General features: G+C 69.4%; 8 protein-coding genes and 1 pseudogene. 4 read left to right on the top strand and 5 right to left on the bottom strand.

Annotated features, from left to right (window positions below; all coding sequences use genetic code 11):
• Positions 1 to 68: 68 nt before the first annotated feature.
• From KVT44_RS13435 to KVT44_RS13425, 3 genes and pseudogenes are all read left to right on the top strand, one after another.
• Positions 69 to 1,682, top strand: a complete 1,614-nt coding sequence (locus tag KVT44_RS13435; RefSeq protein WP_217567222.1) for an MFS transporter — start codon at positions 69 to 71, stop codon at positions 1,680 to 1,682.
• Entirely contained in the window at positions 1,679 to 2,623 is a 945-nt protein-coding gene (locus KVT44_RS13430) for a fumarylacetoacetate hydrolase family protein (RefSeq protein ID WP_217567221.1), read from the top strand. Before KVT44_RS13435 ends, KVT44_RS13430 begins: the two co-directional genes overlap by 4 nt.
• A gap of 266 nt (positions 2,624 to 2,889) precedes the next feature.
• A pseudogene (locus tag KVT44_RS13425) lies at positions 2,890 to 3,412 on the top strand (IS5/IS1182 family transposase); the annotation flags it as partial.
• Positions 3,413 to 3,632: 220 nt separating this feature from the next.
• Here KVT44_RS13425 and KVT44_RS13415 read toward each other — a convergent pair.
• From KVT44_RS13415 to KVT44_RS13405, 3 genes are all read right to left on the bottom strand, one after another.
• On the bottom strand, positions 3,633 to 4,868 hold the full coding sequence (locus KVT44_RS13415; protein WP_217567220.1) for an endonuclease/exonuclease/phosphatase family protein: 1,236 nt from the start codon (positions 4,866 to 4,868) through the stop codon (positions 3,633 to 3,635).
• A 132-nt stretch (positions 4,869 to 5,000) separates the two neighbouring features.
• Positions 5,001 to 6,818 (bottom strand): LamG domain-containing protein, encoded by a 1,818-nt coding sequence (locus KVT44_RS60560; protein ID WP_308313988.1) that lies wholly within the window; start codon positions 6,816 to 6,818, stop codon positions 5,001 to 5,003.
• A gap of 448 nt (positions 6,819 to 7,266) precedes the next feature.
• Positions 7,267 to 9,516 carry a LuxR C-terminal-related transcriptional regulator gene (locus tag KVT44_RS13405; RefSeq protein ID WP_217567219.1) on the bottom strand — a complete coding sequence of 750 codons (2,250 nt, stop codon included), beginning with the start codon at positions 9,514 to 9,516 and terminating at the stop codon, positions 7,267 to 7,269.
• Positions 9,517 to 10,257: 741 nt separating this feature from the next.
• Here KVT44_RS13405 and KVT44_RS13400 point away from each other — a divergent pair.
• On the top strand, positions 10,258 to 11,967 hold the full coding sequence (locus tag KVT44_RS13400) for an MFS transporter (protein ID WP_217567218.1): 1,710 nt from the start codon (positions 10,258 to 10,260) through the stop codon (positions 11,965 to 11,967).
• Between the two features lie 632 nt (positions 11,968 to 12,599).
• On the opposite strand, the gene KVT44_RS13395 is transcribed toward KVT44_RS13400, so the two are convergent.
• Together KVT44_RS13395 and KVT44_RS13390 are read right to left on the bottom strand one after the other, a co-directional pair.
• Positions 12,600 to 13,304, bottom strand: coding sequence for a TetR/AcrR family transcriptional regulator (locus KVT44_RS13395; protein WP_217567217.1), 705 nt, complete (start codon positions 13,302 to 13,304; stop codon positions 12,600 to 12,602).
• Positions 13,305 to 13,403: 99 nt separating this feature from the next.
• A partial coding sequence (locus KVT44_RS13390) for an aldehyde dehydrogenase family protein (protein ID WP_217567216.1) occupies positions 13,404 to 14,169 on the bottom strand: 766 nt, incomplete at its 5' end.

Here is a 14,169-nt window from a genome sequence, read left to right as displayed (position 1 = left end):
CCTTTCCGAGCCGCCGGTCCCACCCGGATCCCCACCGGTCATTCCCCGGACCATTCTGAGGAGGAGACATGGTCTCCAGCCCTGCCTACGACCCACCCATCACGCCGACCGACGGCCCGTCGGCCCGGCACACCGGAACGATCATCGCCGGCTGCCTCGCGGTGTGCCTCGCCCAGATCGGCCTGGTACTGCCCGCCGCGATCAACGGAGTCATCCAGCGCTCCCTGCAGACATCCGGCGCGGAGCTGACGTGGATCAGCGACGCGTTCCTGGTCCCGGCCGCCGTGCTCGCGCTGACCTTCGGCGTCCTCGGTGACCTGTACGGACGCAAGAAGCTGCTGGTGGGAGGAGCGCTGCTGGCCGCCGTCGGCTACGCGGTCTCTGCGACCTCCGACTCCGCGGCCCAGCTGATCACCGGTCAGGCGCTCTCGGGCATCGGCGCCGCCGCGCTCTTTCCCGCCTCGCTGGCCGTGATCACCGCGAGTACGCCGACGCCCGCTGCCCGGGCCCGCGGCCTCGCCTCGTGGACCACCGCTCTGTCTCTCGGCGCGTTTATCGCCCCGCTGCTCTCCGGCTCCGTCGTCGAACACGCCTCCTTCCAATGGGCGTTCGCCGCCACCGGGCTGCTCGCGCTCGTGGCCGCGGCGGCGGCGTGGCGGCTGACTGCCGAGTCCAGCGCTCCTGAAGGCCGCTCGCTGGACTGGCCGGGGCAGATCACGATCGGTCTGGCTCTGCTGGCCCTGCTGTACGGCATCATCCAGGGCCCCGCTGACGGCTGGGGGTCGCCGGCCGTCGTCCTCTCCTTCGTCGCCGCCGCCGTTCTGCTCGGCGCGTTCGTTCAGGTGGAGAACCGCGGCGCTTCGCCGATGCTGCGTCTGGAGCTGTTCCGTATCCCGGCCTTCGCCGCCTCGGCCGCGATGGCGGTCATCGGGATGTTCGGCTTCCTGGGCGGGGCGTACGACCTGAGCATCCGCCTCGGCGTGATCCAGCACCAGAGCCCACTGCGGGCCGCAGTTCCCTTCCTGGTGATCCAGGGCATCACCCCCTTCATCTGGCCGCTGCTGGTCCGGCTGCTGCACAAGGTCGGCCCCGGCCCGATGCTCGTCACCGGCTTCACTGCGCTGGCCGCCGCGCAGCTGTGGCTGCGCGCGGTGCCGATCCACGAGACCGGCCTCGTGCCCCTGCTCGGCCCGCTCGTCCTCAACGGCGTCGGCTTCGGACTGGTCGTCGCCGCCATCACAGCCGCTGCGGTCAACGTCGTTCCCCCGAGTCTGACCGGTATGGCGAGCGCCACCACCAGCCTGGTCCGTGACCTTGGTCAGACTCTCGGCCCGGCCGTCGTCGGCGCGGTGGCCCTCGGCATGGCGACCAGCCAGTTGACGGGGAGCCTCGCCGGCGCGGAACTCACACCTGCCGAACACGGCACAGCCTCCGCTGTCCTCGACGCGGGTGGACCCATCGCCCTGCACACCGCCGAACTCGGCCCGCTCAGCGCGAAGATCGCCCCGTTCACCGAACGGGCACTCGCCGACGGCTACAACGCCGGGCTCGTCCTCACCGCAGTCGCCTGTCTTGTCGCCGCCGTGATCGCCGCCGTCTTCCTGGGGTTCAGAACCCGTGGTAGCGGTGTCGCAGGGAAGAGCGGGCCGGAGACCGCCGCCCCTGAAGGGATCCGACCGTGAAGTACGCGACCTTCCTCCATGACGGAGAACAGCGGTCCGGAGTCGTGACCGACGACGGAGTCCACCCCTTCGACGTCGGTGTCGGCCTGCTGGGGCTCATCGAGGCCGGCGAGAGCGAACTGCGGGCCGTCGGCGCCCGGGCCCTGACCGGGGCTCCGCGCCTCGCACTCGCCGAAGTCCGACTGCTGCCGCCGCTGCAGCCGCCGACCGTACGGGACTTCATGACCTTCGAAGGACATGTCGCGGGTATCGCCGTGGGATACGGCGACACCGTGCCCGAAGAGTGGTACGCCAAGCCCGCCTTCTACTTCACGAACCCCTACGCGATGATCGGTGCCCACGACGATGTCCCGGTGCCGCCCGGCTGTCGGCGCTTCGACTTCGAACTGGAAGTGGCCGCCGTCGTCGGACGTGCCGGGCGGGACCTCAGCCCCAAGGAGGCGCAGGACCACATCATCGGCTACACGATCCTCAACGACTGGTCCGCGCGCGATCTCCAGGGCCAGGAGATGAAGGTCAAACTCGGTCCGGCCAAGGGCAAGGACAGTGCCACCACCCTCGGCCCCTGGCTGGTCACCGCCGACGAACTCGATCCGTACCGAAACGCCGAAGGCTTCTTGGATCTCGAACTCACCGTCGACGTCAACGGCGTGACCATCGGACAGGACACCCTCGCCAACATGGCCTGGACATTCGAGGAGATGGTCGCCTACGCCTCCCGGGGCACATGGGTCCGCCCCGGCGACGTCCTCGGCTCCGGCACCTGTGGCAACGGAGGCTGTCTGGCCGAACTCTGGGGCCGGGGCGGCGCGCTCGAACCGCCACCGCTGACGTACGGCGACACCGTCACCATCACGGCCCAGGGCCTGGGCACCATCAGCAACACGGTCGTCGAAGGGGTGGCCCCCCTTCCCATAGCTTCGGCGCGCCGCAGGCTGTGAAGCCTCGATGTACGGAGCAGTCGCCGGCGGGGCCACCGCTGCGGACGTGGCCACCGGCACCGGTGCCGGTGGCCACGTCCGCGATCCTGGCTCTGGGCAGCGCTCGCGGCCTATCCGCGACCGGCACGGCGCCAACACCCTCGGCCTCGCCTGCGGCGTCGACCACGAGGTCGCGCAGCAGGCGCGGTGGGGGACCTCGGCAGCAGAACAGGTACAGGTTCGGGTGACCATGGAGTTGCGACGCTCTGTGATCAATGGGGAGACCTGTGCCCGCGCTGCCGTCACGGCCGGCCGAACCACTTCGGGCCCCATTCGCGGCCCTGCTGCCCGAACGGCCGCTGTACCACCCAGACCATTCACTCGGCTGCCACCGCCTGAGCATCAGTGACCGGATCATCTTTGACAAGCTCCTGCAACTGCTGCGCTTCGGCTGTTCTTACGAGGCGATAGCCGACACGACGTGCTCGGCCACTACGATCCGCAACCGTCGCGACCAGGGGATCGCCCTCGGCGGCTTCGCCCGGCTCAGGCAGGTCGCGTGGGAGTCCTACGATCGGATCGTCGGCCTCGTTCTTGGCCGGATCGCCATCGACGGCTCCATCACCAAGGGTCCCGGAGGCGGCGAGGCTGCCGGACACTCACCAGTCGACCGTGGCAGACAGGGCCTCCGGTGCCAACCGCCACGATTCCCCGCTGCTCGCCCCGCCCCTGGACCGCCTGGACGACCTCGGGCCGTTGCCCGACGACATCACCGTGTATCTGGACACCGGCAACGACTCGGACAAGACGTCTTCTACCGGCTCGCCCGCTGCTACGAACGGCGCGCTTGCGCGCTTTGGTGCGGGCGGCGTCCGCGATCACCGCGGCGTCCTTCGCGTTGGTCTTGGCCTCGCCCGGCAGAGGTCGACGATCGTCCGGAAGGGGCTTGCCTGCGGGCAGCCCCTTCCGTCGTCGCCGCGCGGTCGGCCGGCGTACGTCGATTTCTACGCTTGTCGGGTTCTGGAAGGTTCTAGAAGACCACGGCGGCCGCGTTGGGGTCGGGATCCTGGTCGAACCGGAAGTTGAACCTGGCCTCGCCCTTCGTGCAGGTCACGGTGGTCACGAGTTCGGTTCCGTATCCGTTGTCGGTGTCGTCCCCGAGGCAGGATTCTTGGTCGACGGACACGATCTTGAGCTGGCCCGTATCGCCCCAGTACTGCATGTCGAAGAGTTGGGCGATGCTGCCGTCACAGGGATATCGGCGAAGACGTGCGTCACCGGCGTCCAGACACATTTCAGGGGTACCAGCCGGTCTCTTGGTCACCCTGATGCTGTAGTTGCCGTCGCCCTCGGGGACGAACTTGAAGTGGCCCCACGGCCCTGGCTGTTTGTTCATGGACACGATGCTGGAACCAGTGGTGGTGGCGTTCTGCGACTCCACCTCAAGGGCGCGGTTGCCGTCGTGGGCGTTGAACAGGGCGACACCCGCATTGGCGCGAAGGACGGAGAACATGACGGCGAAGTGGTCGGAGCCGTAGCCCCTGGCGGCGGCACCGTAGCCCGCGATCCGCTGGTTGGACACCATGTAGTCCAGTTCCCCACCACTCTGGTGGGTGGGGCCGTTGACCGTGTATCTGTGCCAACCGGGCTGGACCTGGAGGGTGCTGGGCGCGCGGTTCCAGTCGCCCATCGCGGCCCATATGCGGGATCCCGCCAGCCCGGCCATGTTCTGCAGCAACTGCCGGCCGTCTGTACCCCCGGACGCCAACGCGTGCACGCTGAAGAAGATCGTACTGCCCAGGGTGATGCCGAGGGCCGGCCGGGACGTCGGAAGCCCGTTGCTGCCGTAGAAGGCGGGCCGCGCGATGTGTACCTCATGCGCCGCCTGGCGGGTCAGAATGGCCAGGTTCACCCGGTTGCCGCCGAAGTCGGTCCGCACAAAGTAGATGTACCAGTCCTGGGACTGGCCCAGCGGCCGCCAACGGTACTGCTGTACGCGCCAACCCGCCCACTGCTGGTTGCCTGACAGGTAGCCGCTCGTCCACAACAGTGTCGCGCTTGCCGGCGGACGGGGGCCGGCCTCCTGCAGCGAGATCACGTTGTAGCCGCGGTTGGTGAGCTGCGGGATGTCGGTCGTCCACTTGTTGCCACCGCCCTGCATGTTGTACGTCGCGGGGCGGTAGTCCGTCACCGCCGCGGAGGCGCGCTGCGGTGTCGCGAGGAAGACGATCGCGCCGGCCAGCATGGCCACCGCAAGCACGGGCACAAGAAATCTCATCCGCGTTCGACCGCTGCCGCGGCGGTGCTGTTTCCCGCGGGACGCCCTGGGGAGGGGAATCCTCATCGATTGTCCTTTCTGGTGCGCCGATGACGGCGCGAAGGGTGCACGGGGGATCGGCTATCCGACGACGGACGAGCTGTCGGCGGTGGAGGCCGGCGTGGGCGCTGTGACCGTGTTGATCACGACCCGGTTCGGATAGGCGGTGAGCAGCGGAGCGGTGACCGAGGACGGGGCATCGGTGTCCACCACCACCCGGTCGCTCATCCCGTCGTAGCGGACGGCAACGCTGTAGGCGGTGGTGTCGCCGTCCGCCGATACCTGCCGGATGACCGCGTCCTGGATGTCGGTGATCTGGGCGAGGGTGAACTGGGGGCTTTTCACGGTGGTGGGGGTGGGCCAGGCGGCCGGGACCTCTCCGTACTCGGAGGTCCACCCTGGCGGCTTCTGCAGGTCGTCGATGTCGCCGGTGTAGTCCGACGGGAAGATGAGCACCGGTCCGATGTTGGGGTCGTCGAACGCGGCGAGCGCGCAGTTGTAGTCGGCGAGGGCCTGGACCTGCTGCCACTGCAGTTTCGTCGTGGCATCGTTGAAACCCGCCGCCGGCGCGGCGCCGTCGGACAGCACCTTGCCCACTGTCGTCTGGTCCGGAGTGCACTTGGCGGGTGGCGGATTGTCGAGCGTGTACGCCTCGATCACGAGCTTGCCGGGATGGGCGGCCACCAACGGATCGGTGACCGAGGCCGGAGCGTCGGTGGCCACCACCACCTGGTCGCGTGACACGTCGTAGTAGACGCTCAGCTGGTAGGTGGTGTCGCCGTTCGGTTGTACCTGTGCGGTGACCGCGTCCTGGAGATCGGTGATCTGGGAGAGTGTGAACAGCTGACTCCATCCCGAGACGGGGTCGGGCCATTCGGCAGGGGCCTGCCCGAATTCGTTGGTCCAGTCGGGTGGGGCCTGCAGGTCGTTGATGTCGCCGGTGTAGTCCGACGGGAAGATGACGACGGGTCCGACGTCGGGGTCGTCGAACGCCCCGAGCGCGCCGTTGTAGGCGGCCAGGGCCTGCAACTCCTCCCACTGCTCTTCGGTTCCGGTGGCCACGGCCTGTACCTCGGAGGTGGACAGGGCCCGGTCGTAGACGCGGAAGTCCCGCATCCGGCCGTTGAAGTACAGGTCACTGGAGTACAGCGACCGGCCGATGTAGTCCGCGGTGGTCGTCCCGCCGCCGATCGCGCCCGGGGCGATCGTCACATTGGTGTTGCGGGCCTTCTCCACGCCGTTCTCGTACAGGATGCCGGTGTTGCCGGTCTGGGTGTACGTCACGTGCTTCCACATGCCGCGCGCCAGCTGGTACGAGGTGGAGGGGCGGGTGTTCTGCTCGGCGGCGTAGTTGGTCGTCGTGATTGCGGTACGGAACTGGTTCCCGGTGGCGAACAGGTAGCCGTTGCCGCTGGTGCCGCTGGTGTTGCCGAACCCGTAGAGGAAGTACGGCTTGCCTATGGCCGGGTCGATCCACACGTCGAACGCGACGGTGATCGAGCTGAGCCCGGACATGATGTTGTTCGGCACCTTGATGTAGGTGTTGGAGCCGTTGAAGGCCAGCCCCTCGGCACCGCTCCATGAGGCGGTGCCGTTGACCGTTCCGTTGCGGCCGTTGCCCGAGGAGTCGGCCGCGACCGTGCCGGACGTCTCGTCCATCTTGTACCGCAGCACCAGGCCGTTGGTGATCTCGGCCTGCGCCGGAGCGGCGGTGGTCAGCACGCCGCTGGCGGCCAGCCCGAGAGACAGGACGGCGAAGGCACCGGCGAACATCCGCCGTCGCAGCGAGGCGCCCGCGCGGACCAGAAGGGAGGCCACCGGAGCGGCCGGGCCACGACTCGGCGAGGCCACGACGTGGGCGGTCACCTGCCCTGCCCCGGTCGCTTTCGTTCTTCGCATGCTCTTCCTTTCGGATGGAAGGGGTACACAGGCGTCCGACGCGACGACTGCTTGACGCGCCTGGCCACGTGCGTTCGGCGGGGACGGGTCTGTTCGGAGCGTGGAGGAGGGTTGAGGAGAGGAGAGGCCCTTTCACCGCTCTGTCCAACAGGAATGAACGCGCTCTCAGACCGGTGTCCTCGGCTGCGGATCCACCGATTCACGCACCCGGCGTGCGAGCGACTGGCGGCACCTCGCGGTACACCGACGGACATCCGAGGCGTTCACCGTCCGGAGGCCGTGCCGCGGGGGACCGCCCGGCACCCCGGCTGCCGCGACCGGGTCACCACTCCTGGGGTCCGGGCGGCCTGCGCACGGGTCGGCCGATGCCGTGGTGGCAGGCTTGGTCCGCCGTGGTGCGTCATGCGAGAAGGATCGTGGCGTGGCCCGCCCCGGGGCGTGGGTAGTTTTACGGGGTGGGTACCTGATTCACCACCCACCAGGCCGCGATCTCGGCGCGGGAGCCGAAGCCGAGCTTGGTCCGGATGCGTTCGACATGGCCGTCGACCGTGCGCGGCGACAGCACCAGCTCGGCGGCGATCCGCCGGTTGCTCATGCCCTGGGCCACCAGCGCGGCCACCTCCCGCTCGCGGCGGGTCAGCGGGCTCGGGGGGACGATGGCCGGGGCGGTCGCCGGTTCCCGGCCGCTGCCCAGGGCGTAGGCGATGGCCAGGTCCGGGCGGTCATGCCGGCCACCCTCCGCGAGCGCCCGCTCGTACGCCGCCGGGCCAAGGGACCCGACGACCGCTTCCTGACACCGCGCGTGCTGCTCGGAGTCATGGGTGCCCATGGCCCGGCACAGGGCACGGACGGTGCCCAGAAGCCTCGCCGCCCGCTCGTGGTCGCCGTCGTCGGCGGTGGTCCAGGCGAGCAGGTCCAGCAGCTGCGCGGTCCCGATGCAGTCGTTGAAACCCCGCTCGGTCTCGAGTCCGGCCCGGATCCAGGCGATGGCCTCCGTACGGTCGCCACGCAGCCAGGCGTCATAGCCCAGGGCCCAGAGCGCACGGGCACGGCCCCACCGCTCGCCGTGCGTCTCGGCGATCGCGAGCACCCGTCTGCCGGTCTCCGCCGCGCGCGGGTCCCTGAGGAGGCTCTGGGTGATGGCCAACTGGTACAGAGCGAAGCCGAATCCGCGTCTCTCGCCCAGGGCCGCGTGCGCGTCCGCCGAGCCCTCCTGCAGCGACGCGGCCTCCTTCAGGTTCCCCCTGAGCCTTGCCGACGTGCCACGGAAGCCCTGCACGTAGGCGCGCAGCACCGGGGCGTCCAGCCGCTCGCTCAACTCGGCGGCCTCGTTCAGCCACTGGTCGGCCACCGGCGGATCGCCCTGCAACAGCGCGACCCAGGACGCGGCCAACAGCGCCCGGGCCCGTGCCGGGGTGGGCTCGGGCGCGGCCGTCAGCGCCCGGCCGAGTCTGCGGCGTCCCTCGCCGAGGAATCCGCCGACGCCCCAGTGGAAGCGCAGCGCCGCGGCCAGGGCCAGCGTGACCTGCGGATCATCGCCGCAGTCGAGTGCCGCCTGCAGATTGCCGTGCTCGGCCCGCAGCCGGGTCAGGGCTTCCCGCTGGCCGGGGCCGTACCAGCCGTCGGAGAGGCGCTCGGCGAGGGCGAGATGGAAGTCGCGGTGCCGATGCAGCAGCCGTTGTTCCTCGCCCGATTCGGCAAGGCGGGACCGGCCGAAGCGGCGAATGGTCTCCAGCAGCCGGTAGCCGGGCAGCCCCTCGCGCTCGGTGGGCAGGACGACGGACTGGGACACCAGCCGGTCCAGGAGATCCAGCACGTCCTCGCGGTCGATGCCGTCGCCCGAGCAGACGTCTTCGGCCGCGTCCAGGCCGAAGCCTTGGGCGAAGACCGACAGCCGACGCCACAGCAGCCGCTCGGCGGGGCCGCACAGCTCGTAACTCCAGTCGATCGCCGCGCGCAGCGTGCGCTGGCGCGGCCGGGCGGTCCGGCTGCCACCGGTGAGAAGCGTGAACCGGTCCTCCAGCCGCTCCACCACCTGCTCCACGGTGAGGGTACGCAGCCGGGACGCGGCCAGCTCGATCGCCAGCGGCACCCCGTCCAGGTCGTCGCACAAACGCGAGACAGCGGCCCGGTTCGCATCGGTGACCCGGAACTCCGGCCGGACGGCGACGGTCCGGTCCCGCAGCAGTTCGACCGCCTCGTCCGACGCCAGCGGGGGGACGTCGATGAGGTGCTCGCCCGTGATACCCAGTGTCTGGCGGCTCGTTGCCAGGATGCGCAGCTCGGGGGCGGCGGACAGCAACGTCTGGGCGAGTTCGGCGCAGGCGTCGATGAGGTGCTCGCAGTTGTCCAGCACGATCAGCGCCCGGCGCCCGGCCAGATATCCGGCGAGTTGTTCCAGGACTGGCCGGGCTCCCAGGTCCGGCACTCCCAGCGCGGTCGCGGCCGCGCTCGCCACCAACTTGGGCTCCCGCACCGGAGCCAGGTCGACCAGCCACGTCCCGTCCGCGAAGGCCTTCCTGGACGCCGTGGCCGTTTCCAGCGCCAGCCGCGTCTTGCCCACGCCGCCCACTCCGGTGAGCGTCAGCAGCCGCGCCGAGCCGAGGAAGCGGCGGATCTCGGCGACCTCACGCCGCCGACCCACGAAGCTGGTGAAGGCCGCGGGCAGGTGCCCCGCTTCCGAGATGACGCTGGTCACGTTCCCTTCCCTTCCCACGTGCCCGGAGGAACCCGCCAGTCGGCGACGCCCCGCACGCTGCGATCGCCGACCCCTGTGGCCGCAGGACCGTCCTTCACGCGAAACTTACCGAAATGTGCGAACCGCCGGACTCCACTGCTCAGCGTAACGTTCCACTCTCGCACCGCCGCGATGGTGCGGACCACAGCCCCGTCCACCGGACGGCAAGGGCGGGTCGCCGAAGGCGAGCGTGCCGCTGACCACGCCGCGAGGGACCGTGGGCGTCGATCTTGGCGTCACCTTCAGCCGCTTCGGGCAAGGTCGGGCTCGTCTGGCAGGCACCGGCGAGGGCTGCCCTTCCTTGGGGTGCGCGAACATCAGGGTGGTTAGCGACCGATCGTTTACTTCCTTGAAGGCTTGTGTCTTTGGCTCGACCTAGAGGTCTCATAGCGTGACTAAAGGGATGATCACTCGATCTCGTCAGGCATCTCATGTGGTGAGCCGGTGGAAAGTTCCCCGTGTACGAGTATGGCTTTTACTTAGCGTTCGCTCATAAGGTCTGGCCGAGCAACCACCTGCTCCGTGCGCAAGAGGCGTCCGGGGCGGCCTGTCACGCACGGCACCTCGCGCTCGGCCTTACCCGGGCAGTGCGAGCCGCCGGTTTCATGGCTCGTAGGCCACGAAGCTCACAAAGCCGCGCCTGCCTCCATCTCAACCCACCGCATGAGCCGCAAGGTCCCTCTGAGCATGCCGGGAGGCCGCATGTCCCAGCCCATCACCTCACCACCGACCGATGCCGACACCACGACCGGTGACGGCCGTGGCACGCCCGAATCCGGTTCCTGGCTGTGGCGACGCCGACTCGACGAGTACCCCGCGACCGGCCGACGCTTCGTGTATCTGGCCATCGTCGTCGCGGTGACCGTCTTGTTCTATTACCAGCTCAACGTGCAGTACGCGGTCTCCGCCTCGATCATCAGCCACTACGGCATGTCGTTCCACTACTTCCTCTGGGTCAGCGTCGCGGGTGCTGTCGTCGGTGCGCTGGGTTCTCTCGCCGCCGGTGTCGCGGACCGCTGGGGCCGGGCGAACCTGGTCGTCGGCGGTGTCCTGGCAGCGAGTCTGCTCGTGTTCTTCGCCCTGCCGAACGCACCCGACAAGACGTCGTATCTCGTCGTCTTCGCGGTGCTGAGCGCGGTGGAGGGCATGACTCTGGTCGCCACTCCCGCTCTGATCCGGGACTTCTCACCACAGCTCGGCCGGGGCACGGCGATGGCCTTCTGGGGTGCCGGACCCATCGTCGGCACTCTGGTCGCCACCCAGGTGGTCAGCCACACCCTGCAGGGCTCGACCACCTGGCAGGACGAGCTGCGCTACGCGGGCGTCGCCGGGCTCGTCGTGTTCCTCGTCGCCCTCATCGGCCTGCGTGAACTCTCGCCCGGACTGCGCGACCAGGTCATGGTGAGCCTGCACGACCGCGAACTGGTGGAGGCCCGCGCACTGGGCATCGACCCGCAGCCGAAGGGCCGGGGCCAGTGGCGGCAGCTGCTGCGCCTGGACATCGTGGGCACCGCCTTCTCGGTGGCCTTCTTCTCGCTGCTGTACCTCTCCGTCGTCGGCAACTTCGTGCTCTACCTCTCGACCACCTTGGGCTACAGCGAGCAGCGCGCCAACTCACTGCTGAACTGGTTCTGGATCAGCAATCTCTGCGGCGCGCTGGTCGGCGGCCTGCTCTCCGACCGTCTGCGGGTGCGCAAGCCCTTCATGCTCGCCGGCGCCATCGGCTCCATCGCGGTGACGATCGTCTTCACACTGGTCACCCGCGGCGCCGAGACCAGCTATGACACCTTCGTATGGCTGCTGGTCGCCATGGGCGCTCTCAACAGCCTGACGTTCACCCCGTGGCTGGCCGGGTTCACCGAAACCGTGGAGCGGCGAAACCCGGCGGCGACCGCAGCCGGTCTCGCCGTCTTCGGCGGTGCGCTCCGACTCGTCGCGGCCGGGGCCGCCGCCCTGCTGCCGGTCCTGGCCACCGCCGTGACACCGCTTGTGGAACACGGTGCCGAGGTCCAGGCCGCCGCCCGGCAGACCGCCCCCGCGCAGGCCATCATCAAGGCTCATCCGCAAGTCTTCGCCGAACTGGCCAAGTACGGGCCGGGCGCGGTACCGCCGGCCCTGTCCCTGCGTGCCGTCACTGAGGTGGGCGTGAAGGACCTCACCGTCGTACAGAAGGCTCAGCCCGAACTGCTGATCCTGAAGGAGCACGGCCCCGCCGTTCAGAAGGCGTCCGAGGACGTCGCAGGCCAGTGGACGAGCTGGTGGTGGGTGTGTGTCGGCGGCCAGGTGATCTTCCTGCCCTTTGTCTTCGTGATGGCCGGGCGATGGCGCCCTCGTAAGGCACGCGAGGACTTCGAAGCACATGAGCGGACCGTCGCGCGGGAACTCGCCGCGTTGTCGGGCAGCGGCGTCTGACCCGCCTGGCCCACTCGGGCTGGGGAGCGGTGCCGGGGGTTCCCGTGGTGGGGGACCCCCGGCACCGCTCCGGCGTTGCTGGGCGCTCGGCGGAGGTGGCGGCTGTCGCGCCGTCGACTGGGCTGTCGAGGCGTTGCCGTATGTGTGTGCGGCCATGTTGTCTGTCCACGCCGCGGGGATCGCCCGGTCCGCCAGGATGCGGGGATCGCCCGGTCCGCCAGGATGCCGGACCACCGTTCTACCTGGTTGACGCATGACGCATGACGCATGACGCATGACGCGACGGGCGCCTGCCGCGCGGGGCTCGGTGAGAGCCGAGGGGCGCGATGCCCGTCGGCTGCTCGGCGGGTGGATCTCGAAACGTACGGGAACCGCCTTGCCGATCCCGACCATGACACCTGACCTCCGCGGTCCGGTCTCGGCGGTGCACAGCACTGACGCGGAGAGCGGCGGGGGCTGTGGATGCCACAGGACCACCGCGAACCGAATGTGCTCGTGGCCGACAGGAAGTCCGGCGCGCGGCGCATGGTCCGGGCACCTCATGGAGCCAGTCGAGAGCAACGGTGAAATCCGGTCCGCCCGCTGGGACGCGGGCGGACCGGACGGATGGGCTGATCTCGGTGGACCTATGGTCAGGCGGAGCGGCTGCGAGTGCCGGTACCGGTCCGCACGTCCTTGCGATGGGGGGCGGAGTGCGCACGCAGCTCGGGTGCGCCGGTGAAGCCGACCGTGCCAAGGCAGAGCAGCACGTAGCGGTCGGCTATCGCCTCGGGGGGGAGGGGCCCGCCCGGGTGGTACCAGGTGGCGACGCCCTGGCACATGGTCAGCACGGCTCGGCTGGCGTCGGCCGGGATGGGAGTGGTGAAGAGGCCTTCGGCGATGCCCGCCCGGACGGTGTCGAGCAGCATGTGCTCGAGATAGTCGCGCAGGGCGATGTAACGAGCCCGATTCTCCGGCTCCAGGCTGCGGATCTCGGTGTCCAGGAAGGCGAGTCCGCGGCGGTGGGCCATGTAGAGCACGATGCATTCGATCATGGATGAGAAGCGGGCGACGGGGTCTTCGCCGGCCTCGGCCGCCGCGGTACGGCAGCGGTCCAGAACGTCGCGCACCGATGATTCGAGCAGGGTGCTGAGCAACGCCTGCTTGTTTTCGTAGTGGTAGTAGAGCGCCGGGACGGTGACGCCGACACGGCGTGCGAGGTCCCGTACCGAGGTTCCGTGGTAGCCGTGCTCGTTGAACGCCCTCATGGCATGCATGAGGATGGGGTGCAGGTCGAGTGCTTCGTACTCGCGCCACTGCTGAGCCGAACCGGAGTTCTGGTCCGGTGGCGTGTTCACGGGGGCTCCTCGGAGTTGGGACGAAGGGCGGGTGGGACCGGCGGAGGGCGCTGGGCCACGGGTTCCACCTGACAGGGGCATCGTACCTGGCAGGGGCGGTCAGCCCCGCAGATAGACGGATTTGAGCTGGAGATAGGAGTCCAGTCCCTCGGGGCCGAGTTCGCGGCCCAGACCGCTGGCCTTGTAGCCGCCGAAGGGTGAAGCGAAGTCCAGGGCGTAGCCGTTGACCCCGATGGTTCCGGTACGCACGCGGCGGGCCAACGCCAGACCGCGCTCGGGGTCGGATGTCCATACCGACCCGCCGAGGCCGAACTCGGAAGCATTGGCCAGCGCGACAGCCTCGTTGTCGGTGGCGTACGGGGTGACCGTGTGCACCGGGCCGAAGATCTCCTCCTGGGCGACGGCCATATCGTTGCGTACGTCGCCGAAGACGGTGGGCTCCACGTACCAGCCACGGTCCAGGTGAGCGGGTCGGCCCCCGCCCGCGGTGAGCCTGGCGCCCTGTGCCAGGCCGGAGGCGATGTAGCCCTCCACCCGCTCCCGGTGACGCCGACTCACCATGGGGCCGATCGCGGTGGCCGGTTCGAGCGGGTCACCGACAGGCAGGGCGCGGGCCAGTTCCGATACGGCCTCCAGCACCTCGGCGTATCGCGCGGCGGGGGCGAGCACGCGGGTGCTGAGGTGACAGGTCTGGCCGTTGTTGGCGAAGGAGACGCCTGCCAGGCCCGATACGGTCGACGTCAGGTCGGCGTCGTCCAGGATGATCGCAGCTGCCTTGCCGCCCAGTACCAGGGTGACCGGCCGCAGCAACCGGCCGCAGACTTCGGCGATACGGCGGCCGGCCGGGGTCGAACCGGTGAAGGCG

It is taken from the genome of Streptomyces sp. GbtcB7, from assembly GCF_019091445.1.
Lineage (GTDB): Bacteria > Actinomycetota > Actinomycetes > Streptomycetales > Streptomycetaceae > Streptomyces > Streptomyces mirabilis.
The sequence above is the reverse complement of the archived record's forward strand: the minus strand, read 5'-3'. Positions and strand labels throughout refer to the sequence as shown.

Excerpts from the sequence above, each read along its gene's own strand:
- KVT44_RS13400 (WP_217567218.1), top strand. The coding sequence starts at position 10,258 with ATGTCCCAGCCCATCACCTCACCACCGACCGATGCCGACACCACGACC.
- KVT44_RS13435 (WP_217567222.1), top strand. The coding sequence starts at position 69 with ATGGTCTCCAGCCCTGCCTACGACCCACCCATCACGCCGACCGACGGC.
- KVT44_RS60560 (WP_308313988.1), bottom strand. The coding sequence starts at position 6,818 with ATGCGAAGAACGAAAGCGACCGGGGCAGGGCAGGTGACCGCCCACGTC.